Consider the following 23,108-nt stretch of genomic DNA (forward strand, 5'->3'; position numbering starts at 1 on the left):
CAGGGCGGCGGACACGGGTCGATATCCGCCTCGGGGCAGTAGTGGCTGGCAAAAGCAGGCGATCCAATGGCAATCCCTTGCCCACTACGGCCAACTTCTGCCCGCCATCGCTGCTGGCGCCGCTGCCAACGCCGCGCCGCATCATGTTCAGGGCCCATGGCCCGGGTTTTGCTCTGCTTGGCCAGAACCCACCCAGGAGCAGTCTCATGACAGGAAGCATCTCAAACTCGACATCCCTCGTAGCCATGGGCCTCAAGGGAATCACCAGGGCGCTGGAGAATGGCACGCTGAAGTCCATGAAAATCCAGGTAGAGAATGCGACGCCGCAAATGCAGGCGAAGATCGACGCCAGTTTTCATGAATCGCAAATCTCGGACGCCAAACTGATAGCCCAATACAGAGCCAACCCCACCTGGGCGACATTCGACGACAAGAGCAACTCCGTCCAACTGCCCGATGTGCAGTCCCTGGGCAAGGACGACGCCACCCATGTGCTCAAGGGCCTGCAATACCTGATGGAAATCGGGCGCCTGGACGGCAAGACGGTCGTTGCCAAAAACGGCGGCCAGACCACCGACAGCCCCGCGCTCTATCAGGACTGGCTGCTGGCGCGGATCGGCGTCGATGCCCACGCCTGAGTAGCCGCAGCCCAGGCTGCGGGAACGCACTGCATGCGGGTTCGCCAGCCAGGGCTCGAGGGTTCAGACCAGGCGTTTGTGCAGGAAGAAACGCCGGTGCTGCGGCGGGAAATCCTCCAGCCGGCCGAATTCGCTGAAGCCATGCCGCTGATAGAACTGCGGCGCCTGAAAGTCGAAGGTATCGAGCCAGATGCCGATACAGCCCTTTTCCCGGGCCAGCTCCTCGGCCATGTTCAGCAATTGCGAGCCCGTGCCCTGGCCCCGTGTCTGCTCGGGGACCGCCAGCAGCTCGATGAACATCCAGCGATAGAAAATCTCCGCCTGCAGGCCACCGAGAATCTCACCGCTGTGCTCGTCGCGGACCACCAGGGCGATGGCCTCGGGCTTGGGATCGCCCGCCTGGGCCCGGTTGTGGGCCCGCAAGGGCTCGAGGATCGCAGCGCGCACCTCCGGCCCCGGGTTCATCAGCATGTCGATACGCGTACTCATTCGCCGTTTCCTTGGATGATGGCTGTGCCGGACCGGGGTGAAAGCGCCCCACGATCCTCCCTGGAGGATCGTGGGTTTGGCAAGGCTGCGCTACCTGGCCGTCGCTGTCGCAACTAGCGGCTGACGTACTGCTCGGTCTTACTGTCGTAGACATAGGTGAGGTTGTCTGCGGCCGCCAGCGAACGGACCTTTCCCGGGCCCTCGAAGGTAGTGCCGCTGACCTTGACCTGCACCTGCGGCAGCGGCTCCTGGCCGGCGACGAAGCTCAGCTCACCGTCGCTGCCGATGCAGGGCATGACCGCGCCGTCGTCGCAGGCCGCGGAGTTGTCCTCGCCGGTGCGCACCTGGCCCACATAGGACCAGACCCAGCCATCGTCTTCGGGTTTCTTGTTCGGATTGAACACCAGCATGGTGTAGCCCCTGGTGATCACCCCATTGTCGAAAGTGGCCGTGGGCACCGCCAGCAGCAGGCGGCCGTCAGCGGTACGGTGCTCAACGGCCTTGCGCTTGGTGTCCACTTCCTCGGGCTTCTCGCCGCCGCCGAAGAAGCCGATCTTGCGTTCGATGCTGCGAATGGAATAGGCCTGCTTCTGGCCCGGGTTGGTGAGTTCGAAGGTGGCATCGGCCAGCCGTACCTGAACCTCCGGCGCGGCAAAATCCTCGCCCTCGCGGGCGGCGCGGTCCCGGGTGTGCCAGACAAAGGTGGCGTAGTAGTGCTTGCCGTCGAAGTCCAGCTCCTGGCCGTACCAGAAGGTGGCGGTAACGCCGTCTTCCAGCTCCACCTCTTCATCCTGGTCCGGCACCTCGACGTTCTGCATCACCGCCAGCACTGCGCCGGGAGGGATCGGCGCACCGGCCTGGGCCAGCATCGAAGCCGCCAGCATGCACGGCGCCAGCAACCAGCCGGCCAGTCGCGCAGCCAGCCGGCCTTCCTTGTGCAGACCTGTATTGCTCTTGATTTTCATCCCTGGAACATCCCTGTAGAACCGATGAGGAAACGCCGGCCACGCAAGTGGCCAATGGCATGACGCGCGATCATATAGCCAGCGTTTCATCAGCGACAAGATGCTGGCAAATGGCAAGCGCAGGCCGCCGGCAAGCGCAGCACCGGGCAAGACGCGCTTGTTCCTGCGCCAGCCTTGTGAGAGGTTGCTGCCTCACTCGACCTGAAGACCACCATGGATATTCGACCGACGCAAACCAAGGACTGGAGGCTGTTGAAGCAAGTTCGTCTCGCCGCGCTGCAGGACGCCCCGACCGCGTTCGGGGTCAGCTACCAGAGTGCCGCCCGGTACAGTGACCAGCAGTGGCAGGAACGTGCCTCGGGCGCGACCAGCGCATTCTGGCTGGCCATCGAGGATGGCCAGCCCCTGGGAATGATCGGCGCCGCAGTCAGTGAGGCAAACCGCTACAACCTGATCGGCATGTGGGTCGCACCCGCGGCCCGTGGCTCCGGCGTGGCGGCCCGGCTGGTGGAAGCGGTGAAGTCGCGCGCACGGGAACAAGGCCATGAGCGGGTGTTCCTCGACGTCTCCCCCGCCAATGCCAGGGCCGCGAGTTTCTATCTGCGCCAGGGGTTCGCGTTCATTGATGAGTGGGAGCCTCTGCAAAGCCACCCCCACATCCAGGTGCAGACCATGCTCTGGACAGTGCAGGGCTGACTGCAACGGCCCCTTCGGCATCAGGCCCGCCGGTTAGCCCTCGCCAATGCCGCAAGCGGCAGGCCCGTACCCTGGACCGCCGCCCTGGCTTGCCGGTGGTGCCGGCTGTTCTGGGAGCCCGTCAAGCGATCAGCGGGCCATGTCGAGGACCAGCCTGCCATGGCCATGGCGGCCCCTGCTTTTTTCCAGCGCCTGCGGGGCGTCACTCAGGGGGAAGGCTTGGACAGCGACCTGCAAGCGGCCCTGGTCGAACAGCTCGGCAATCCTCGCCAACTGGCCACCATCACCACGGGTGGCGAAATTCACCGGGGTCACGCCATAGTCGTTGGCCAGGGTGATGTCGGGCTGGCTCACCGGGGAAACCAGCACCCCGTGCCGTTTCAACAGGGCGAACGACAGCGCCTGGGTTTGCTCCCCCACCAAGTCCAGGACCACATCGACCGCGGGCCGCCATTGAGTGAAATCCTGGCGGCGATAGTCGATGACCTGATCGGCCCCTAGCCCTTTGAGGTAGGCATGGTTGTCCGCCGAAGCGCTGGCGATGACCTCGGCCCCCAGGTACTTGGCGATCTGCACCGCCATGCTGCCCACACCTCCTGCCGCGGCATGGATCAACACCTTCTGCCCGGGCTGCACGCCGGCATGTTCGGTCAGGGCCTGCCAGGCGGTCAGCGCCGTGGCGGGCACGGCGCCGGCCTGCAACGCAGTGAGGGAACGGGGCAGCAACGCCAGCGTGGATTCCCGGGCAACCGCCTTGCCGGCATAGCCGCCCGTGATGTTGATGAAACCGAACACCCGGTCACCGACCTCGAACCGGCTGGCGCCCCGGCCGGTGGCAAGCACCCGCCCGGCCACCTCGACCCCCGGGGTGAAAGGCAGTGGCAGCGGGATGAATGCCTGCATGGCACCGGACAGGATCTTCCAGTCGATAGGGTTGACTCCAGCACCGGCGACATCGATCAGCACTTCACCTTCGCCAGCCACAGGGTCGGCAACTTCTTCCAGGCGCAGGACATCGGGACTGCCGTATTGGTAGGCACGTATGGCTTTCATGGACACCTCGATCAGGCAAGAAAACACAGGGAAACCGCAGCCGCCGCGAGGGAACCGGCCCCCGCTGGCGGGTGATCAGCGACGGCGGGCGTCGAGGCTGAAACGACCGGCACCGAACGCCACGACCTGCAACAGGCCACCGGCCATGGCCAGGTTCTTGAAGAAGTGGATGAACTGGTTCTGGTCGCCCAGTGCGTTATGGAAGGCCAAGGCAGTGACCACGCTGAACAACGCCAGCAATGCCGCGACAGTGCGGGTCCGCCAGCCAGCGACCAGGGCCAGGCCGCCGCCAATTTCAACGATGACCGCCAGGGCCAGGGCCAGCTGCGGAAATGGCAAGCCGACAGAGCCGATGTAACCGATCATCATCGCCGGTGCCGCCAGCTTCGAGACGCCGGACAACAGGAAGATCGCGCTGAGCAGCACTCGGCCAGCCAGTGCGGCCACGGCCTGGGGAGTATCGGAGCGGCTTTGTTGGCGAGTGTCGGGTTGAGCAATATGGGCAGAAGCGGACATGAGGTATTTCCTTCAGTTGGGTGCGATCCGAGATGAATCGCCCGGGTGAAGAAAGCTTGCGCCGCCACAGCTTCTCTGAATAGCCGACTAATTTAGATCATTAGGTTCGATAAAATAGGCAAGAATACAACGCTCACTGGACACTGCCTCACCCCCTCCCCGGCTGGAATCGATCACACTGCCGGGGCGTCAACGCCGATAACGCTCAAGGAACCCGAGATGATCTACGACCCCGGCACCCCGACGCTGGACCAATTGCGCGTATTCCTGACCGTGGTGGAAGTCGGCAGCTTCGCCGGCGCCGCAAGAAAACTGCACCGCGCTACGTCCGTCATCAGCTACTCCATCGCCAACCTGGAAATGCAGCTCGGGGTCTCGCTGTTCGACCGCCAGAGCACGCGCAAGCCGCAACTCACCGAGGCCGGACGCACCGTGCTCGTAGAGGCCAGGACCATCGCCAACGGCGTCCATGGCCTGCGTGCCAAGGTCAGGGGCCTGTTGCAAGGCCTGGAGGCCGAGGTCCACCTAGTGCTCGATGTGATGCTGGCCCCCGAGCGTGTGGTGGACGCCCTCAAGGCCTTTCGCGAAGCCTTTCCCACGGTGGCCCTGCACCTGCACATGGAAGCCCTGGGAGCAGTCACCGAGCGGGTGATCGAGCGCGGCGCAGTCGTCGGCATCAGTGGGCCGATGAACGAAAGCATCGACGGGATCGAAAGAATCGGGGTGGGCAGTGTCGAGCTGATTCCGGTGGCCGCGCCGGATCATCCCCTGGCCGTCAGCGATGCCAACCTAACCGGCGCCGGGCGCGAATTCATCCAGCTGGTGCTGTCGGACCGCTCGACGCTGACCCGGGGCAGGGATTTCGCGGTGCTGAGCAACCGCACCTGGCGGCTGGCGGACCTGGGCGCCAAGCACATGTTGCTGCGTGCCGGCATCGGCTGGGGCAACATGCCGCGGCCCATGGTCGAGGAGGACCTGCGCAGCGGCCGGCTGGTGCGCCTGAACCTTCCGGAATATCAAAGCGGGATCTACGCCTTCGACGCCATCTACCGCAGCGACACGCCGCCGGGCCCGGCGGCGCGATGGCTGATCGAACGGTTCCTGCAACAGGTTTCGACGCCGCCGGCCATCCAGCCCCAGGCATAAGGCCTGGAGCCGGCAACGCGCTGAGCGTGGGACATTGCGCGGCTCGGTAGCGTGTCGTACGGGCCGGCGGTGATTGGCACCGGGCCCTGGCAAGCGGCCGCCTGGCGCACTCAGCCCAGCAACTCGCTGATCCAGCGCACCTGCCGGGCCATGTCCTGCACCTTCTCTTCGGGCACCGCCTGTGCCCGGCTGAAGTTTTCCAGGGTGCGCTGTTTCAGGCGCAGCAGGCGCTGCCATTTGGCCAGGAACGCCGGGCTGCGGGCCTGCAGTTGCAGAGGGCCGAAGTACAGCTCCCGGGGGCTGTAGCTCACCGGCCCTGTGCGCTCGGCGACGATGATTTCGTAGTCGAAACGGTTTTCCCGCAGCACCTCTTCGCACAGGATGCGGTAGCCGTTGTCCATCAGCCACTGGCGCAGGGGCTGCTCGCCCCCGTTGGGCTGCAGGATCAACCGCTCCTGGCCATTGAGGCGCGCCTTGCCGGCTTGCAGCAGGTCACGGATGGTCTCGCCACCCATGCCGCACAGGCTGATGGCGCTGATGGCGTCGCCCGGTTCGATCGCCGCCAGGCCATCGGCCAGGCGCACGCTGACCTGCTGCTCCAGGCCGTTGTCGCGCACCGTGCGCCGGGCCGCGTGGAACGGCGTCAACGCCACCTCTCCGGCCACCGCCGCGCTGATGCTGCCGCGCAGCAGCAAGGCCACCGGCAGATAGCCGTGATCCGAGCCGATATCGGCCAGGCGTGCGCCGGTTGGTACATGCGCCGCCACGCGCGCCAGGCGCATGGACAATGTCTGCTGATTCAACTGCTGCCCCTTTTCACCACCAAGGTCCGGCACCTTGTGCCGGATCGGGGGGCGATTCTGGCGAGCAATGCCAGGCATTTCAAATTTATGCGACCGGGGCCGGGGATGCGGGTGCCGCAAAGGCCCGCTCCGGACAGGGTCGAAAGCAGCGTCCTCCATGGCGGGTTTCTGAGCGCAGGCAGACCTTCGTTGCTGGCCGCGTGCAACCTGGTCAGTGATAGACTGCGCGCCCATGGGGAGGTGAAAAAATGCTGTGTCCGGAATGTGAACAAGGCGAAGTAACCCAGGTTCAAGTGCGGGCAACGCAGGAAATCCTGCACCTTTGCCAGGAGTGCGAGTTGCTCTGGCTCAGCGCCGAGGTCATTGGCACCGAGCCTTTCAACAGCTTCACGTCCTACATGGAGGAACTGGGTTTACCGCCGCTCTGGAGCTCGCTGTATGTCCTTGAACCCGAAAAGATCACCAGCCCTCAGGCACGGAAATACCTGCGTTCGGTCGGATCGATCTAGGTTGCTCGAGCCACAACGACGATAGCCTCCCCCACACTCTGAAGCGCAAGAGATGAACTACCAACTCTGGATGGAACCGGATGACTGCCAGACCTTCTGCCTGAGCGGCCCACAGGGAAACACCGCACGCAAACTGCTTCACCCCGACGCCCGGCTTGTGTGGGAAGTGGAAGCCCCCAGCCACTTCGAAGCAATGACCCGGTACTACGCGTACATGCAATGGGGCGAATACAAGAGCGACCTTCCCGAACAGGAGCCCATGCCTTGAACTCCGCCCAGCAGGTGGGCATAGCCCCCGAGTTCATCATTCTGCAAACCGACCATTGGGTGCTCAATCATCACCTGTCGTCCGCCCTGCCCGGCTACCTGATGCTGGGCTCGCGATCCCGGGTCAATTCACTGGCCGAGCTGCACGAGAGCGCCCTGACGGAGTTGGGCGGCCTGCTCGCCAGGGTGCAGAAAAACCTGGAGCTGCAGCTCAAACCCAAGTGGCTGTATATCAGCCGGTTCGGCCATGCCCCCGGCTACCCCATCCATTTCCACTTTATTCCGGTGTACCCCTGGGTCGAGGAGCTGTTCTGGAGTGATCAGCGCTACCGGCTGCTTGAAACTTTCGCCCATGAGGAAAACGCCCTGTCACTGACTGACGGGGCGGAACTGACCCTGTTCATCTGGCGCGAATTCGGCGAAAACCCGCAACCGCCGGCCATTCAAGGGCCCTCCATCGAACAGGTCATCAAAGGCTTGCGCAGCTCCTTCAACTAGCAATGGCCCGTGGCGCTGCGCGCTGTTCTCCGCGCCCCAAGGCAAGCCCCCTTACCTGGCGGTTTTCTTCAGGGAAACCGGGATGCCCCACACCAGCTCTTCCATGCCGGTGTCCCCTTGCAGGCGGGTTTTCATCGGTTCGATACGCGCCAGCACCCGGCGGCCTGTGTCGTTGACATTCGCCAGCTCCTTGTCGCTGAACTTCTTGACCAGTTCCACGGGGGCCGGCCTCACGTAGACCTGGATATCCCGCAGTGCGCATTTGATGTTCTGCGGGTCGATAGCCTTGCAAGTCTTCTTGTCGTAGCTCACGGCCGGGGTTTTCAGGTGGAAGCGGTCGCTGAGCAGTATCTGGCCGGGCTGGATACTGAAGGCCAGGGGCGCGTAGGCGTCGGGGATCTGTGCCTTCAACTTGACGGACTGGACATCACGGATCTTGGTGCCTTCGGTCCAACCGCCTTCCGACACCTGCCGGCGGGTGTTGTATTGCTGCTCTTGCCAGGCCACGCACTGGCCGGAGGCGACATGCACGGTACTGCAGACATTCTGGGTGTGGGTGGTATCCGCGTAGGAAGCGTCGCGCCAGTATTGTTCCTTGACGAACTGGCGATACAGCACCGCAGACATGTCCACCGAACCACGGGCACTGCTGGCCGGCTGGCCCTTCGCGGCGCCTACCTGGGCCAGGCTGCTGTCGATCCTGTAATCAATGCCGCCGGACATCAGGTAGGTTCCCGGCGGGACGATGTGCACTTCAAGGAAGTCCCAGAGAAATACGGTTTCCTTGATTTTCTCCAGGTCGTTATTGGCGAAGGACTGCATGTAGCCCTGGCCCGGCTGGTCCTTGTTGCTGAAGATCACGCGATGGGAATAGCTGGAGAGGTCGGTCACGCTCTTGTTGGGCATGAGCGCCGGCACCAGCACCACGGACATACCGTCCCGGGTCGCGCCATCGATGATTTCCAGGATCTGGTTGGTCGGGTTCTGCGTGGCGCTGCCATTGAGGTCGGAACTGCCCAGCGGGGCACAGGCGCTCAAGAGCGTGACTGAAACCAGAACAGCCAGGGGGCGGAGGCGCTTTACCAGGGTCTTCATTGGATATCCTTATCTGTAACGCAGCGAGGGCCAGATCCCTTTGGCAATACCGCTCAGATCAGGGGCGAGTGCCGGCCAATGGGGGCGAAAGCGGCCTACTTTACTGCGTCGACCCGCCGCAGTAAAAGGCCGGCGCGGCAAGGCCGCACCTTGCTGCCTGGTCCGGAGAGGGCCGCCCGCATCCTAGAACTTCGCCTGCATCCCCACCCGCAGCGTGCGCCCCGGTGCCGGCATGAAGCTCTGCGCCAGCGGGTCCAGGTAGTAGCGGTCGGTGAGGTTCTGCAGCGACACGTTGAGGCTGGCGTCTTCCTTCAGTTTGTAGTTGAGGAACAGATCGAACAGCGCCACTTCGCGGTAATTCAGTTGCGGCGTGGTGGCGCCGGTCTGCCAGGGCTTGTCGGCGGTAACCGTGGGGCCGGAGGTGTAGGTGATGCGCGTGCCGAGGGTCAGGCTCTGGTCGAAGAAGCGCAGGCCAGTGGTCAGGTTGCCGGCAAAGCGTGGCGGGTTCTGGGTGTTGGTGTAGGAGCCCATGAAGCTGCCCGGGGTGCAGTCCGGGGTGTCGGCGGTTTTCTGGTAGGGGTTGCTGGTGGCGCGCAGGGTGGCCGCGAAAGCCGCGTCGCAGGTTTCGGTCTTCAGGTAGTAGGTGGACGACAGGTCGGCAAACACCCGCCCGGCATCGTAGCGGGTCTGCAGTTCCAGGCCGCTGGTTTTGTAGCTGTCGGTGTTGCTGAAGCGCATCAGGCCCCACAGGCCCGGGCTCGGGTCGTAGTAGCGGGTGATGTAGTTCTTGATGGTGTTGTTGAAGTAGGCCAGCTTGAACGCCGCCGAGTCGTCATCCACCAGCAGGCCCTTTTGCAGGGTGCTGGCGCCGATCTCCCAGTTGCTCGAACGCTCGGGCTTGAGGCCCTTGCCGGGCATCGTCTGCTGCACGCCCTGGCTGGTTTCGAACAGCGAAGGCATGCGAAAGCCCTGGGTGTACGAGGCATACACGAAGGTGTCCGGCAGCACTTCGATATTGATACCGAAGGCCGGGGCAAAGGCGCCACCGCTGTTGCTGTTCTTGCCGGAGTAGTTGTAGCCGGTGACCACCTCGCCGACCTGGGACGGATAGACCGTGGAGTCGGTGGCGCCAAAGTCGTTGTAGCGCACGCCCTCGAAGGGGAAGTTGGTGTTCTGGAAGACGATGCCGTTGTTCAGGCGCGGGTCGGTGGCGTCGGTGTACTGGCCGTTCTGGTCGGGGAACCACATCATGTTGCCGGAATTGTCGCCGTTGGAAACCCGCAGGTAGCGCAGGTCACGTTCCTCGCGACGCGCCGTGGCCGTGGGCACGTGATCCTTGCTGCGATAGTGGGTGTAGCGCCCGCCGCCCCACAGGGTGAGGCTGTCCACCGGCTTGTACTCCAGCTTGCCGTTGAAACTGAACTCCTGCCGCGAACCTTCGCGCAGCATGCGGTTGGCGTTGATATCGTCCTGGGTGGTGGCCACGCTTTTCTGCGGGCGCAGTTCCTCCAGCTGGAACGAGCCGCCCAGGTCCAGCTTCAAGTCGCCGTAGCCGGTCTCGAAACGCGAGGTATTGGCCAGGCCACCGCCCACCCGGCGATCGGCCTGGCGGCTCCAGTTGCGGTCCGAACGGTAGGCCTGGGATGCCGGCGCCGAGACGGCGGTCAACTGGCTGGTCTGCGCATCGGTCATCCACAGGTCGGCGCTCAGGTCCACCAGCGGGTTGCCTGCAGGCAGGTAGTTGTAGCGCGCGGTGTAGGTGTCGATCTGGGTGTGGCCCAGGGGGTACTGGTAGATGCCGCCAGTGCCGAAACGGAAGATGTCCGAGGGCATGATCTCGCCGATGCGTCCGTCGTAGCGCCGGTAGCCCAGGTCGAAGGTGTGGCCGTCCGCCGGGCGCAGGGTGGTCTTGAGCAGCCAGGATTCGGTCTTCGACGAGGAGTTCAGCACCTCTTCCCCGGCGTTGTAGGTGGTGGCGACGCTGGTCTCTTCATCGCCGTAACGGTCATAGGTGCGGTAGCGATCCTGGCCCTTCTTGCCGGCGAAATAGTTGCCCTGATTGCGATGGGCGTAGGCCGCCACCACATCGAAGAATTCATGGGAATAGGCGAACGCGGCACTGCCGGCCTCGGCCTCCGAGCCGAACAGCCCGCCGCGGCTCTGATGCGGCTCGGAGTACAGGTCCTGGGTCTTGGAGTGCGGATCGCGGGAGGCCGGGGCCACACCGTTGTTCCAGACATCACCCTTGAGGCGCAGGCCGATATTCTGACCGTCCTTGAGGATGTCGCCGACCCCGAGGGTGCGCATCTTCACCGTGCCGCCTATGGCACTGGAGGTCAGGCTCGGGCCCTTGTCGATGGCGATGTCGCTGATCATGTCCGGGTCGATGTAGCTGCGTTGCTGGGTCCCGGCATAACCGCGATAGACATCCAGCGCCTGCTGCGAACCGTCCACCGTCACCGCCACCCGGCTCTGGCCCTGGATGCCGCGGATGTTCACATCCAGGCCGCCGCCATTGCGGCTGTCACCGACCTGGACCCCGGGCTGGCCCTTGAGCATGTCGCCCACCGACACCACGCCAAAGCGCTGCATGTCGTCGGCAGAGATGTATACCGATGAACGCGGTGCCCGGTACACCTCTTCCTCGTCAGGATTTTCGCCCTTGACCTTCTGGGTCGGCAGCGACACCGCATCAAGGCGCAGGCGCAAGGCATAGCCGCCGTCGGCCTGGCGCACGTAGCCCAGGCCGGTGCCCGACAGCAGCTGGTTCAAGCCCGCCTCGGTATTGAAATCCCCTTGCAGGCCCTGGCTGGTCTTGCCTGCGGTGAGCAGCGCACTGCCGGCCATGCTGATGCCCGCCTCGGCGCCAAAGCGCGACAGCACCTGGTCCAGGGGACCGGCGCCGATGCTGTAGTGGCGCTCGCCGGCAGCCAACACCACTTCACTACAGAGCGGCTGCAAACCGAGCAACAGCAGGCCGAAGGTATGGGTACGCAAGACACGAGCAGGGAAAATCATGCAGGGCTCCTAGGGATCGAAACCCACCTGTGCCGGTGGGTAATACCTGAAGGCCAAGCCAGATCGAAAAAACTATCGCGCCGGTGAAAAAAAAGTTTCAGGCCGGCACCACGGTCACCCAGTAACGGGTTCTTCGCTCGATGCGCACCGGCAAGGTATTGGCTACCAGGGCCAGGGCGGCATCGGTGTCGTCCAACTGGAAACTGCCGGTTACGCGCAGGCCCGCCACGGCTTCGCTGCAACGCAAGAAGCCCGGGCGATAGCGCGACAGCTCTGCCAGCAACTGATCCAGGCGCATGCGCTCGGCGGGCAGGATGCCGCGCATCCAGGCCTGGGCCAGAAACGTATCGATGGGGCTTGGCCGCCCTGCTCCCCGGCCATCGACTCGGGTTTGCCAGCCGGCCTGCAACGCCAGCGGTGCTGGGTGCTGCCGTGCGCTCACCTGCACCAGCCCGCGCAACACCGTCACCTGGGTGCCCAGGCGATCGTGAAGCACCAGCAGGTTGGCACCACGGCTATAGAGCACCGCATCCGGGGTCGACAGTTGCAGGGATGCAGAGCCCGCCGGGGTGTCCAGGGCCAGTTCGCCCTCGATCAATTGCAGGCTGCGCTGCCGGGCGCTCAGGTCCAGGTTCACCGCACTGGCGGTGTTCAGCCATAACGAGCCACCGTCGGCCAGGGCCCAATGGCGTCGCTCGCCGACGCCGGTGCGATAACTGGCCAGGGCTGAGCGCACCAGGGTGGAATCCGCCCCCTGCCAGGAAATGCCCCCCAACAGCCCCAGGGCCAGCAGGCACTTGAGCACCTGTCGCCGTCGCTGCGGATCGGCGCCCGCCGCTTGCAATGCCCGGCGCGCCGTGGCATCGGCCAACAGATTGGCCCCTGGCTGCAACATCAGCGGCAGGCTGCTGACCCGCTGCCACGCGTATTCATGCTCGACGCTGGCTTGCCGCCACTGCTGCAGGGCCTGATGGTCCGCGGCGCTCATCAGCCCGGACTGCATCCGCACCAGCCAGTCGATGGCGCTGTCCCGCACTCGGGGATCGACCGCAGCGCCACTCATTCAAAACGGCTCGCGTAACAGACACTGAAGGCCTTGCCCATGGCCCGCTGCACCTGGGCCACGGTCAAGCCCAACTGCGCAGCGATCTGCGGATAGGTCAGGCCATCGAGCTGGGACAGAAAGAAAATCTGCCGCACCCGCGACGACAACCCCACCAGCAGCGAATCCAGCTGCAACAGGGTCTCGATCATCAGATGCCGCTCCTCCGGCGAAGGCTCCTCCCCCACCGGCCGCGCCGCCAGGGCTTCCAGATAAGCCCGTTCGATCGCCTGGCGGCGCCAGCGATTGATCAGCAGGCCGTTGGCAATGGTGGCCAGGAACGCCATGGGCTGGCGCAACTCACGCACATCCTCCTGGGAGCGCAGCACCCGGATAAAGGTGTCATGGGCCAGGTCCTCGGCATCGGCACTGTGCCCCAGGCGCCGGTGCAGCCAGCCCCGCAGCCAGCCGTGATGGTTCGCATACAACTGGGCGACGGGCGAAGAGAGGCTGTGGTTGTGCATGGGAGATTCGCATTAATGATAATGCTTCTCATTTTATTGTTTCAGTGCGGGAGTTGTACAGCGGCGAATCAGGATGTCTGTCGATCGATATCGCGGCGAAGCACCACAGCCGTGGTGATGTCCTCGACGGACTCGTGACTGGCCACTGCATCCCGGACTCGGTTCAGATCATCAATGGTCCGGGATTCGATCTCGATCACCAGATCAAGCTGGCCACTGACCGAAGAGATGCGTCGCACCTGGGAGTGCTGGGCCAGCATGTCCAGCAGGCTGATGGCCGGCGTGCGTTTCAGGCACACCAGAAACATGGCGCGAATCACGTTGGCGTCGATTTCGCCAATATCCGCCCGGTAGCCCCTGATCACGCCATTGCGCTCAAGGTTGAGGACACGCTCGCTGGTGGCGCTTCTGGACAGTCCGATTCTCGCGGCCAGGGCCTTCAGGGCAATCCGCGCTTCTTTAGACAGAATGTCCAGTATTTCGCGATCTTTCACGTCCAGGTCGCGCATCAAGACTCCTCACTTTGACTACCGAATTTGTGCCGGTCGATTCCGACAATATGCAGGCCAACACCGACCGCATACCTACTGCCGTCAAGGATTTCGCATGCCAAGCTAACTGAAAACAATAACTTGGAAAACCATTACCATGACCAACCTTTCCCATCCCGCCCCGCAGTTCTCGCCCCGCGATGCCGAACAACTGGCCGAGCAGCTTTTCAATGTCGTCGCCACGGCCTCGCCCCTGGATGGCGAGCGCGACTGCAACTACCGGTTGAACACTGCAAGCGATGCGGGGTGGATTCTGAAGGTGGTCAATTCGAGTGAACCGCGAACTGAAAGCGAGCTGCAGACGGCCATCCTCAGCCACCTCGCCAGCTACAACCCCGAGCTTGCCGTGCCGCAGCTGAAGAAGAGCCTTGCCGGTGGCTTCCTCGCCTCGGCCGTGGCGCCCTCCGGTGAAACCCATGCGGTGCGCCTGGTGAGCTGGCTGCACGGCACTCCCCTGGCCGAGGTCAAGCGCACCTTCGCCCTCATGCGCAGCCTGGGCCAATCGTTCGCCGACATGGATCGTGCGTTGCAGGGCTTCATGCATCACGGTGCGGTGCGCGACCTGGACTGGGACCTGCGGCACGCCGCGCGCTCCAGATCGCGCCTGCATTTCGTCAAGGACCCTGGCCGACGAGCCATTCTGGAGCGCTTCATTTCCGCGTTCGAAAACACCGTGCAACCCAGGCTTGCGCGGTTGCGCACGCAGGTCATTCACAATGACGGCAATGACTGGAACATCCTCGTCGACCCGCAGACTCATCAGCAGGTCTCGGGCATCATCGACTTTGGCGATGCCGTGCATACGGTGCTGATTGCCGAAGTCGCCATCACCTGCGCCTACTCCATTCTCGACATGGAGGACCCCATCGGCGCGGCCGCCGCCCTCACCGCCGGCTTCCACGAGCGCTACCCGCTGCAGCCGCAAGAACTGGACGTGCTGTTCAACCTGATCGCCATGCGCCTGGTCATCAGCGTCACCTTGTCGGCCTCGCGCCACGAGCAGACCCAGGACAACCCTTACCTGGCCATCAGCGAAGCCCCGGCCTGGCGCCTGCTGGAAAAAATGGACCGCATGAACCCGCGCCTGGCGACGGCGATCCTGCGCAAGGCCTGCGGTTATGACGCGATAGAAGGTGCCGGGGCGGTTCGCCGCTGGGTGGATGAAAACCGCCACGCCTTCGCGGACATCGTGCATCCGGCGGCGGCGACCCTGAACAAGGCCATTGTGCCGTTCGCCGATGCCGCCCATGTGCTGACGGTCGCCTCCGCCGAGCAGCGTCCGGCAGAGGCGGCGAAATGGTGGAACGATTTCGCGGCTGAACATCAAGTGCCACTGGGCATCGGCCCCTGGGGCGAAGAACGGACCATCTACACCGATGCGGCATTTGAATCGCGCTTCATTGCAGGGCAACGTCGGATCATTCACCTGGGCGTCGACTTGATCATGCCGGCCGGAACGCCGCTGTACACACCGCTTGCCGGCGTAGTGCGCAGCGTCGAGGTCGAGCGTGAACCGCTGGGCTATGGCGGCTTGATCATGCTTGAGCATTCGCCTGAGGGCTGCCCGCCGTTCCTGACCCTGTGGGGGCACATGGCCCACGAAGCGCTGACCCGCCTCAAGCCCGGGGACCGTCTTGAGGCGGGTGCCCTGGTGGGCCACATGGGCGCGGACACGGAAAACGGCGGCTGGCTGCCCCATGTGCACTTCCAGATGTCCACCGATACCCAGCTGCAAGCGAGCGAGTTCATCGGCGTCGGTGAGCGCGCCTACCTTGAGGTGTGGGCCGACCTGTTCCCGGATGCATCGACCCTGGCCGGAATCCCTGCGGAAACCTACAGCCAGGAAGGCAGAAGCAAAGCAGAGATCGTGGCCAAGCGTAAACAACTGCTGCTGCCCAACTTGTCGATTTCCTACTCGGACCCGATCAAGTTCGTACGCGGTGATGGGGTCTGGTTGATAGACAACTTTGGCCGGGCCTACCTGGACTGCTTCAACAACGTCTGCCATCTGGGCCACTCCCATCCCGATGTGGTGCAGGCCCTGGCGCGCCAGGCTTCACGCCTGAACACCAACACCCGTTACCTGCACGACAACATCGTCGAGTACGCCGAGCGGCTCACCGCGACTTTGCCCGAAGGCCTGGCGGTGGCCTCCTTCGGCTGTTCAGGCAGCGAAGCCAATAGCCTGATGCTGCGCATGGCGCGCAATCACACCGGGCGCAACGATGCCATCGTGCTGGACTGGGCCTACCACGGCACCACCCAGGAGCTGATCGATCTGAGCCCCTACAAGTACAAGCGCAAGGCCGGCAAAGGCCGTGCAGAACACGTATTCGAGGCGGCGGTGCCGGATGCCTACCGCGCTGCGGATCACTGGCCATTCGAGGAGCTGGGCAAGCGTTTCGCGCAAAGTGTCGCCGAGCAGATCGATAGCATGCGCAAGCAGGGCCGGGCCCCGGCGTTCTTTCTCGCGGAGTCCATTCCCAGCGTCGCCGGGCAACTGTTTTTCCCGGAAAACTACTTGCAGGAAGTCTATGCAATGGTGCGTGCCGAGGGCGGCCTGTGCCTGGCCGATGAAGTCCAGGTCGGCTTTGGTCGAGTGGGCAGCCACTGGTGGGCCTTTGAAACCCAGGGCGTGGTGCCCGATGCGGTGTCCATGGGCAAACCCATTGGCAACGGGCACCCGATGTCGGCAGTGGTGACCACCCGCGAAATCGCCGACAGCTTCAACAATGGCATGGAGTACTTCAACACCTTCGCCGGCAACCCGGTTTCCTGTGCCGTGGGGCTCAGCGTTCTCGATGTGATTGAACGCGACAACCTGAAACTCAACGCACTGACGGTGGGCAACTATTTGCTCGATGGCTTTCGCACGCTGCAGCAGCGCTACGATGCCATTGGCGACGTACGCGGCCTGGGGCTGTTCCTCGGGATTGAACTGGTCACCGATCGCAAGAGCAAGGCTCCCGCTACGCAACTGGCCAGAAAGGTCGCCGATGGTGCCCGGGAGCGCGGGATTCTGATCGGCACCGAAGGCCCCTACGACAACGTACTGAAAATGCGCCCCTCGATGATTTTCAGCCAGAAGAACGCCGACTTCCTGCTTGAGGTCCTGGACGAAAGCTTCAAGGCGGCACTGCGCTAGAGCATCAGGATCGAGGCCACAGTGCTCCAAACCGGGCTGGCCGACATAGTGTCGGCCAACTCCGGCAATGTGTCCGGCACGCGGACACCTTGCCGGGTGCTTTGCGCAATGACCTGTGCAAAGCTTTTCCCGAGCCAGGGTGAAGAGCCCACAACAAAAAATAATAATTCTTCAAAGGTGCCATCCCATGCTAACCAGAACGCTCAAGGGTCTGCTTGCCGCATCCACCGTCGCCGCCGCGGCGCTCCTCTGCCCCGCAGCCGCTCAGGCTGATGACTTGCAATCGATCCGGGAATCCAGAGAAATCCGCATCGCCATGAGCGGGCAATACTCGCCCTTCAGCTTTGCCAACGAGCAGAACCAGATCGTCGGCTTCGACGCCTCCATCAGCGAAGCCCTGGCCCAGCGGCTTGGGGTGAAGGTCAGCATTGTCACCACGCCCTTCGACGGGATCATTGCCGGGCTCCTGGCCAAGAAATACGACGCCATCATCGCCTCCATGACCATCACCCCTGAACGCCTGAGGGCCGTGGATTTCGTCGGCCCCTACTACCACGCCGGCCGCACCATCGTGGTGAAGGAAGACTCGCCGATCAACAGCCTGGCTGACCTGAAGGATGTGACGGTGGGCGTCACCCTCGGCGATGCCCACGACAAATGGGCCAGGGCGCGCGGCAACCTGAAGGTCAAGACCTACAAAGGGCTTCCCGAGATGCTGGTCGACCTGGAAGCCGGGCGCCTCGACGCGCTGGTGATGGACAGCGTTCCGGTACTGGTGGCCGTCAAGGAAACCGGGCAGAAAGTGCGCATCATCACGCCACCCGACAGTGACGGTGGGGTTGAAGGCATGGGCATTGCGCTGCGCAAGAACAACCCCGAGCTCAAGGCGGCGATGCAGCAGGCACTGAACGACATGCTCGCCGATGGCAGCTACGAAAAGATCTCGATGAAGTGGATCGGCAAGGACATTCGCTGACTCCTCTTCAGCCTGGCTCGACCTGGGGTCGGGCCGGTCAACCTGACCTTTTCGAGCCTGCCCATGGATCTGACACTCATACAGCGCACCCTGCCGTTTTTTCTGGAGGCGGCCTGGGTCACGGTGCACGTTTCGCTACTGGCACTGCTGCTGGGCCTGCTGGTCGCCATCGTGCTGGTGGCGGCCCGGCTGTCCGGCTTTTTCCTGCTTCGCTGCCTGGCCAGGGTCTACATCAGCGTTTTTCGCGGCACGCCCTGCCTGGTCCAACTCTTCCTCCTCTACTTTGGCGGCCCGCAGATCGGCCTTGAGCTAGAGCCGTTTTCCGCTGGCGTCATCGGCCTGGGCCTGAACATCGCGGCCTACATGGCCGAATCCATTCGCGGCGCCATCAGCAACGTCGATCCCGGCCAGGTCGAAGCGGCCCGCTCAATCGGTTTCGGCAAGGGCCAGACCCTGTGGCTGATCACCCTGCCGCAAACCGCCAAGCTGATGATCAGGCCACTGGGGGTCAATGCGGTCGCGCTGATCAAGGGCTCGGCCCTGGTGTCGACCATCTCGGTGGTGGAACTCTCCTATACAGCGCAGCGCTTTATCAGCTCCACCTACAAGCCATTCGAGATCTTCATGGTGTCGGCCATTTTGTATATCGCCATGGTCTACACGGTCAGATTGCTGGTTGACCACCTCGACAAACGCTTCGCGGCAAAGTGAGACGCGTCAATGCAAAGCCTCGATCTCAGTATCCTCACCCCCTATTCCGAGCTGCTGGCAACCGGACTCTGGTGGACCATCGTCTTGTTTCTCTGCTCCAGCGTATTGAGCCTGATGGCGGGCATAGCCTTCGCCCTTATCGTGCTCTACACCCCCAAACTGGTATCCCTTCCCATACGCTTCATGACCTGGCTGCTGATGGGCACGCCCCTGCTGCTTCAGCTGTACCTGATCTATTACGGCCTGGTGCAAGTGGGGATCGATATCCCGGCATTGATGGCTGGCATCATCGGCCTGAGCCTGCACTTCGCCGTCTACAACGCCGACGTCATTCGTGCCGGGGTCCTGTCGGTCGATCCGGGGCAGATTGAAGGCGCGCGCTCCATTGGCCTGAGCCGCAGCCAGGCTCAGCGCTACGTGATTGTGCCGCAAGCCCTGCGCAGTACCCTGGCGCCCCTGGGCAACAACCTGATCGTGCTGCTCAAGGACACCTCCCTGGTGTCGATCATCGGCATTGCCGAACTGGTCTACAGCGCCCAGCGCGCCGTGAGCGAGACCTATAGCCCGTTCGAGTTCTATCTGGCCGTCGCGGTGATTTATTACGCGGTCAATCTTGTCCTGGAAGCCGGCCTGCACCTTCTTGAAACCAAGGTAGAGATGTCACGATGACCACAGAAAAGCTCATGGTTGAAGTCAAGGGCGCGCGCAAGGCGTATGGCGCACTTGAAGTGCTCAAAGGCATCGATCTGTCTGTCTCGCGCGGGCAGATCATCGCCATCATCGGCCCCAGTGGTTCGGGCAAAAGCACCCTGCTGCGCTCCATCAATCACCTGGAAGTGCTGAACGAGGGGGAGATCTGGCTGGAAGGCGAACACGTCAACCGCCCCTTGAAAGGTCGAGCCTTTGAACAGCACATCAATAGCGTGCGCCAGCAGATGGGCATGGTGTTCCAGCACTTCAACCTGTTCCCGCACCTGACCGTGCATGAAAACATCGCCCTCGGCCCGGTCAAGCTCAAAGGGCTGACCAGGCCAGCCGCTCGCGAGCTGGCCATGGAGTACCTGTCGAAGGTCGGCCTGGCCAACAAGTTCGACGAGTACCCTTCTCGCCTGTCCGGCGGGCAGAAACAGCGCGTGGCCATTGCCCGGGCCCTGGCGATGCGCCCCAAGGTCATGCTGTTCGATGAAGCCACCTCGGCGCTGGACCCCGAGCTGGTGGAAGAGGTCAACCAGGTCATGAAGCAACTCGCCGCCGAACACATGACCATGTTGATCGTCACCCATGAAATGCGCTTTGCCGGCGAAGTGGCGGACCGGATCATCTTCATGGACGGTGGCGTGGTGGTCGAGGAAGGCGCGCCACAAGAGATCCTGCAGAACCCGACTCACGAACGAACCCGGTCGTTCTTGAAAAAGCATTTGCACGCCTAGATGAGTGGCCCGCGCACTGGCTAAAGGTTGCTTCGCATCAAGATTGATCAGGCAACCACGCAGTGAACACCACAAGGAGCGATCAAGAAGGAACGCTTCGTTGCTTTCGACCGCACAGATCGCACTGATGCCCAAAACGCCCAGCCCGCGAAAAGACGTAACATCGATAGTGGCATTTTGATAGCAACCCCCGGATCTCGTTGTTTATGATGCAAGCCATGCTCGGGGCAACAGGCACCTGTGCAGGCCAGTTTTCAAGGATAAAAGCAAAGGGATACTGTGAGTCGAGTCATCAACCGTGTCATTCAACAAGCAGCGGAAAACTTTTCCGACAGCTTGAGTGCGTTCTACCCATCCTACGGCCGCAATGGCATGAACGAACGCAACCTCACCTTTCAGTTGGCCAATGCGTTTGGCACACGCAACAACGCCCATGCGTTCATGGAAGTGCCGTTCCTCAACCCGCTCACCCAGCGCTATGAGTATCGGATCGACTGCATGTTGTTCGACAAGGAACGTGTGTTCTTTGTCGAGGCCAAGCGCCTCTTCACCCCGAAGAAAGCCGAACAACTGCGTATCGACTTTCAAAGGATGAAAGCGGAAAACCTGGCCCCGGTCCTGGAGAAGTTCATCTCCCCTTCCACCAAGACCCGCAGTGTCTACCGCTTGATGCTTGCCGAAACCTGGCACCCGAACATTGTCAGTTGGTGGCAAATGGAAGACTCCACCCGAACCTGGGACAACAGCTGGCTGCCGGAGAACCGTGGCGTGGTCGAGGTCAAGACTTTCAACAACCAAAGAACACTGTATTGGCTGTACGCTTATGAACAGCTGGAGATGCCCGTATGAACGCTCCCACATTGATCAAGCCCTACGACATTGCCGAACACCTTCACCGCTACACCGCCTGGGCGGCAAGTCGTGCAGCGAGCACCAAGACCTGTCGCTTCGATGTGAGTACCGGCAAGACAATCATCGAAGCCACAGGCCTGCACCTGCTACTAGCGGGCCCGCAACTTCTGCCGTCTCCCGAGAACATCGATGCCCAGCACAAAATATGGCGCGAGACCGCAATCGAAGCAGCCAGGAACAAGGGCCTGGTCGGATTCGGCCACGGCGTCGCAGCAAAGCTCATCAATGTTTATCTCAAGGGTGCCTTTGTCTGCGCCGGCCAGGAGTTGCACCCCCATGTCCAGGCTCTGCATCCCCCTATCGACAAGCTTTTGCTGGATGAGCTCTACGATCAAGATGTTGGCGGTTTACGGGCAGTCTGGGCACAAGCACGAAAGCAACGCTGGTCGAAGTTCGATGCCGAGCAGTATCAAGCCGTGATCAATGGCATACGGGAAGTCCTGACAGGACGCCCACTGTGGCACGTCGAGGCCTATTGGCGTGGCTACCAATGAGTGTCCAGAATCCGTGCATTTGCAGGATGCCCTCTCGATACCACCTCGTTTATCTACCTGAACGCTGAGGCGACATCGACAGGCGAGAAAAGAGCGGAACCGATGTGCACCGGTTGGCGGAATGTCGCTGGGACCGGGCCAAGCCTTAGGTCGGTATCACGGGCGCAACGGCAACGGCAGCCTGTGTGACCTGTAACCATGGTTTTTTGACCGGCGATGCCGCGTCATCTATTTGCGGTGACGGCTTGAACTGCAGAATGGCCAGGCACCTGCGAAGGCGAAATTCCCGCCCCTCCACTGGGGTCCGTTCCTCAGCCGAGGCGGTCGATGGCGCTTGTAAGATTGACGCGGGCTTGCTGTTCGAATGCATCGAAGTACGGTGCGGTCGTATAGATGCGCCCGCGTGCCAGGAAGCCCTCCAGGACCTGGCGCCGCTTTCGGCGGTACACAAACAGAGGTACATATCGGTACTCGCGACGGACTTGGCGGTCGTACTCCTCAAACCGCGCAGCCGATGCCCCAAGGATCGCCAGATCCGTGTCCACCAACACGGCCTCGTCTGCCGACGCTGGAGCGCCGTCGTGTCGCGTCACCATGATCAGGCCGTAAAGCCTGCGTCGGATTTCATCGTCCAGGCCGCTATCGCGTGCCACGTCGTCCAGCCATTGCGCACTGCGCAGCTCGTTGTCGCTGCGAAGGGGGTCGTATATGGCGTCATGAAACCAAAGTGCGAGGTCGACTTCAGCGGGGGCGTGACAAGCAGCGTTGATGAGTCGGCGCACCTGGAGGCATTCCTGCAAATGCTGGCAGTTGTGATACGCACGATGGGGCTCGCGGTAGCGTCGAAGGAGCTCTTCGTAGGTTTCTCGCGGCGGGCATCCGACGCCAAGCTCCGCCCAGAGGCGAGCCCAGGCGGCGAAATCCACACCATCAGGCACCTCGGGGGCGCCGTGCGCGCCGGCCGGAAAGAGGTTGCGCCCTTCTGGCGTTCCCCTCATCGCTCCTCCTCCCCATCAATGTAACGCTCGACCCAGGCGATCAACGTCGGTGCGGCGAAGGCCGTCGGCAGCAGCGGCCGCGCCGTGGTGGACAGCGTGAACGCCCCCTGGATAAAGCATGTAATGCCCGCCACCAGCGCGTCGAGCCCTCGGACGCGGCGTCCGCGTTCGGCGAACCGCTGCCGGAGCAGGCCCTTGAGGAGCTTCATCTGCGCCGCTAGCACGGCCTGATAGACCTCACGCACGTCTGGGTCGTGGGCCGACTGCTCGCCGATCATCACCCATGCCGCCACCGCATCGGGCTGCGCGTCCGAACCGTAGGCAAGGTGTGCTGCAATGTAGGCCTGAAGCCTTTGCTCGGCGGTCTGGGCCTCAGCGGCCCGGGACTCGTAGCGCTGATGGGCGTAGCCGGCCAGTGAGTCGACCAGTGCCACCAAGATCTCGCGCTTGTCCTTGAAGTGGTAGTGCACGAGGCCAGGCGCTAGCTCCGCATGCCGGGCGATGGCCGCTACGGTTGCGCCAGCGTAGCCGGCCTTGGCCATGACGGCCTGGAGTGCCGCCACGATCTGACCGCGTCTTTCATCAGTGTTCGAGCGCCGTGCCATGTCACCTTTCCAATGTTGGTTGCGCGA

Annotated in this window: 25 protein-coding genes; 13 read left to right on the plus strand and 12 right to left on the minus strand. The window is 62.8% G+C overall.

The features are described from left to right. The first annotated feature begins 206 nt into the window (after nt 1-206). Nucleotides 207-638, plus strand: a complete 432-nt coding sequence (locus BM382_RS06620; RefSeq protein ID WP_015635144.1) for a hypothetical protein — start codon at nt 207-209, stop codon at nt 636-638. Between the two features lie 63 nt (nt 639-701). On the opposite strand, the gene BM382_RS06625 is transcribed toward BM382_RS06620, so the two are convergent. Beyond that, nucleotides 702-1,127 (minus strand): GNAT family N-acetyltransferase, encoded by a 426-nt coding sequence (locus tag BM382_RS06625; RefSeq protein WP_011060675.1) that lies wholly within the window; start codon nt 1,125-1,127, stop codon nt 702-704. Nucleotides 1,128-1,240: 113 nt separating this feature from the next. Further along, nucleotides 1,241-2,092 carry a hypothetical protein gene (locus BM382_RS06630; protein WP_041774174.1) on the minus strand — a complete coding sequence of 284 codons (852 nt, stop codon included), beginning with the start codon at nt 2,090-2,092 and terminating at the stop codon, nt 1,241-1,243. Between the two features lie 213 nt (nt 2,093-2,305). Here BM382_RS06630 and BM382_RS06635 point away from each other — a divergent pair, with 213 nt between their 5' ends. Next, complete coding sequence (locus BM382_RS06635) at nt 2,306-2,788, plus strand: GNAT family N-acetyltransferase (protein ID WP_015635142.1); 483 nt, start codon at nt 2,306-2,308, stop codon at nt 2,786-2,788. A 129-nt stretch (nt 2,789-2,917) separates the two neighbouring features. On the opposite strand, the gene BM382_RS06640 is transcribed toward BM382_RS06635, so the two are convergent. Both BM382_RS06640 and BM382_RS06645 read right to left on the minus strand, forming a co-directional pair. Beyond that, complete coding sequence (locus BM382_RS06640) at nt 2,918-3,841, minus strand: NADP-dependent oxidoreductase (protein ID WP_169893653.1); 924 nt, start codon at nt 3,839-3,841, stop codon at nt 2,918-2,920. Between the two features lie 75 nt (nt 3,842-3,916). Then, a complete protein-coding gene (locus tag BM382_RS06645) occupies nt 3,917-4,357 on the minus strand; it encodes a DoxX family protein (RefSeq protein WP_011060672.1) in 441 nt (146 codons plus the stop codon). A 219-nt stretch (nt 4,358-4,576) separates the two neighbouring features. Here BM382_RS06645 and BM382_RS06650 point away from each other — a divergent pair, with 219 nt between their 5' ends. After that, nucleotides 4,577-5,503 carry a LysR family transcriptional regulator gene (locus BM382_RS06650; RefSeq protein ID WP_072442387.1) on the plus strand — a complete coding sequence of 309 codons (927 nt, stop codon included), beginning with the start codon at nt 4,577-4,579 and terminating at the stop codon, nt 5,501-5,503. A 110-nt stretch (nt 5,504-5,613) separates the two neighbouring features. On the opposite strand, the gene BM382_RS06655 is transcribed toward BM382_RS06650, so the two are convergent. Beyond that, complete coding sequence (locus tag BM382_RS06655) at nt 5,614-6,306, minus strand: tRNA (adenine(22)-N(1))-methyltransferase (protein WP_026022876.1); 693 nt, start codon at nt 6,304-6,306, stop codon at nt 5,614-5,616. Between the two features lie 248 nt (nt 6,307-6,554). On the opposite strand from BM382_RS06655, the gene BM382_RS31555 reads away from it, so the two are divergent. Genes BM382_RS31555 through BM382_RS06665 form a run of 3 tightly spaced genes read left to right on the plus strand, consistent with a single transcriptional unit; the run spans nt 6,555 to nt 7,580 of the window. Then, nucleotides 6,555-6,815, plus strand: coding sequence for a hypothetical protein (locus BM382_RS31555; protein ID WP_011060669.1), 261 nt, complete (start codon nt 6,555-6,557; stop codon nt 6,813-6,815). Nucleotides 6,816-6,867: 52 nt separating this feature from the next. After that, entirely contained in the window at nt 6,868-7,083 is a 216-nt protein-coding gene (locus BM382_RS06660) for a hypothetical protein (RefSeq protein ID WP_019095014.1), read from the plus strand. A 14-nt stretch (nt 7,084-7,097) separates the two neighbouring features. After that, nucleotides 7,098-7,580 (plus strand): hydrolase, encoded by a 483-nt coding sequence (locus BM382_RS06665; protein WP_026020215.1) that lies wholly within the window; start codon nt 7,098-7,100, stop codon nt 7,578-7,580. A 51-nt stretch (nt 7,581-7,631) separates the two neighbouring features. Here BM382_RS06665 and BM382_RS06670 read toward each other — a convergent pair whose 3' ends face one another. The 5 genes from BM382_RS06670 to BM382_RS06690 all read right to left on the minus strand — a co-directional run bounded on the left by BM382_RS06670 (nt 7,632) and on the right by BM382_RS06690 (nt 13,768). Next, nucleotides 7,632-8,675: a hypothetical protein gene (locus tag BM382_RS06670; RefSeq protein WP_072442389.1), complete on the minus strand. Its 1,044-nt coding sequence runs from the start codon at nt 8,673-8,675 to the stop codon at nt 7,632-7,634. Between the two features lie 183 nt (nt 8,676-8,858). Beyond that, a complete protein-coding gene (locus tag BM382_RS06675) occupies nt 8,859-11,693 on the minus strand; it encodes a TonB-dependent receptor (protein WP_072442391.1) in 2,835 nt (944 codons plus the stop codon). A gap of 97 nt (nt 11,694-11,790) precedes the next feature. Beyond that, nucleotides 11,791-12,756 (minus strand): DUF4880 domain-containing protein, encoded by a 966-nt coding sequence (locus BM382_RS06680; protein WP_072442393.1) that lies wholly within the window; start codon nt 12,754-12,756, stop codon nt 11,791-11,793. Then, on the minus strand, nt 12,753-13,259 hold the full coding sequence (locus BM382_RS06685) for a sigma-70 family RNA polymerase sigma factor (RefSeq protein ID WP_011060663.1): 507 nt from the start codon (nt 13,257-13,259) through the stop codon (nt 12,753-12,755). Before BM382_RS06685 ends, BM382_RS06680 begins: the two co-directional genes overlap by 4 nt. Nucleotides 13,260-13,327: 68 nt before the next feature. Next, the gene (locus BM382_RS06690; protein WP_011060662.1) at nt 13,328-13,768 is read right to left on the minus strand and encodes an Lrp/AsnC family transcriptional regulator; all 441 of its coding nucleotides are present in this window, start codon (nt 13,766-13,768) and stop codon (nt 13,328-13,330) included. A 139-nt stretch (nt 13,769-13,907) separates the two neighbouring features. Here BM382_RS06690 and BM382_RS06695 point away from each other — a divergent pair, with 139 nt between their 5' ends. The 7 genes from BM382_RS06695 to BM382_RS06725 all read left to right on the plus strand — a co-directional run bounded on the left by BM382_RS06695 (nt 13,908) and on the right by BM382_RS06725 (nt 21,478). Next, nucleotides 13,908-16,955 carry an aminotransferase class III-fold pyridoxal phosphate-dependent enzyme gene (locus tag BM382_RS06695; protein ID WP_072442395.1) on the plus strand — a complete coding sequence of 1,016 codons (3,048 nt, stop codon included), beginning with the start codon at nt 13,908-13,910 and terminating at the stop codon, nt 16,953-16,955. 187 nt (nt 16,956-17,142) lie between these two features. After that, nucleotides 17,143-17,931: an ABC transporter substrate-binding protein gene (locus tag BM382_RS06700; protein WP_011060660.1), complete on the plus strand. Its 789-nt coding sequence runs from the start codon at nt 17,143-17,145 to the stop codon at nt 17,929-17,931. Between the two features lie 63 nt (nt 17,932-17,994). Further along, nucleotides 17,995-18,642 (plus strand): amino acid ABC transporter permease, encoded by a 648-nt coding sequence (locus BM382_RS06705; protein ID WP_011060659.1) that lies wholly within the window; start codon nt 17,995-17,997, stop codon nt 18,640-18,642. Nucleotides 18,643-18,651: 9 nt separating this feature from the next. Further along, the gene (locus tag BM382_RS06710; RefSeq protein WP_011060658.1) at nt 18,652-19,311 is read left to right on the plus strand and encodes an amino acid ABC transporter permease; all 660 of its coding nucleotides are present in this window, start codon (nt 18,652-18,654) and stop codon (nt 19,309-19,311) included. After that, nucleotides 19,308-20,072 (plus strand): amino acid ABC transporter ATP-binding protein, encoded by a 765-nt coding sequence (locus tag BM382_RS06715; protein ID WP_011060657.1) that lies wholly within the window; start codon nt 19,308-19,310, stop codon nt 20,070-20,072. Before BM382_RS06710 ends, BM382_RS06715 begins: the two co-directional genes overlap by 4 nt. Before the next feature lie 279 nt (nt 20,073-20,351). After that, nucleotides 20,352-20,921 carry a hypothetical protein gene (locus tag BM382_RS06720; protein ID WP_019095020.1) on the plus strand — a complete coding sequence of 190 codons (570 nt, stop codon included), beginning with the start codon at nt 20,352-20,354 and terminating at the stop codon, nt 20,919-20,921. Next, nucleotides 20,918-21,478 carry a hypothetical protein gene (locus tag BM382_RS06725; RefSeq protein WP_019095021.1) on the plus strand — a complete coding sequence of 187 codons (561 nt, stop codon included), beginning with the start codon at nt 20,918-20,920 and terminating at the stop codon, nt 21,476-21,478. The genes BM382_RS06720 and BM382_RS06725 overlap by 4 nt, the downstream gene beginning before the upstream one ends. 311 nt (nt 21,479-21,789) lie before the next feature. Here the strand turns inward: BM382_RS06725 and BM382_RS06730 are convergent, their stop codons facing one another. Both BM382_RS06730 and BM382_RS06735 read right to left on the minus strand, forming a co-directional pair. Then, nucleotides 21,790-22,476, minus strand: a complete 687-nt coding sequence (locus BM382_RS06730) for an HD domain-containing protein (RefSeq protein WP_072442397.1) — start codon at nt 22,474-22,476, stop codon at nt 21,790-21,792. Beyond that, on the minus strand, nt 22,473-23,081 hold the full coding sequence (locus tag BM382_RS06735; RefSeq protein WP_072442399.1) for a TetR family transcriptional regulator: 609 nt from the start codon (nt 23,079-23,081) through the stop codon (nt 22,473-22,475). The genes BM382_RS06730 and BM382_RS06735 overlap by 4 nt, the downstream gene beginning before the upstream one ends. Nucleotides 23,082-23,108: the final 27 nt, after the last annotated feature.

The organism is Pseudomonas sp. NFPP25 (genome assembly GCF_900116505.1).
Lineage (GTDB): Bacteria > Pseudomonadota > Gammaproteobacteria > Pseudomonadales > Pseudomonadaceae > Aquipseudomonas > Aquipseudomonas protegens.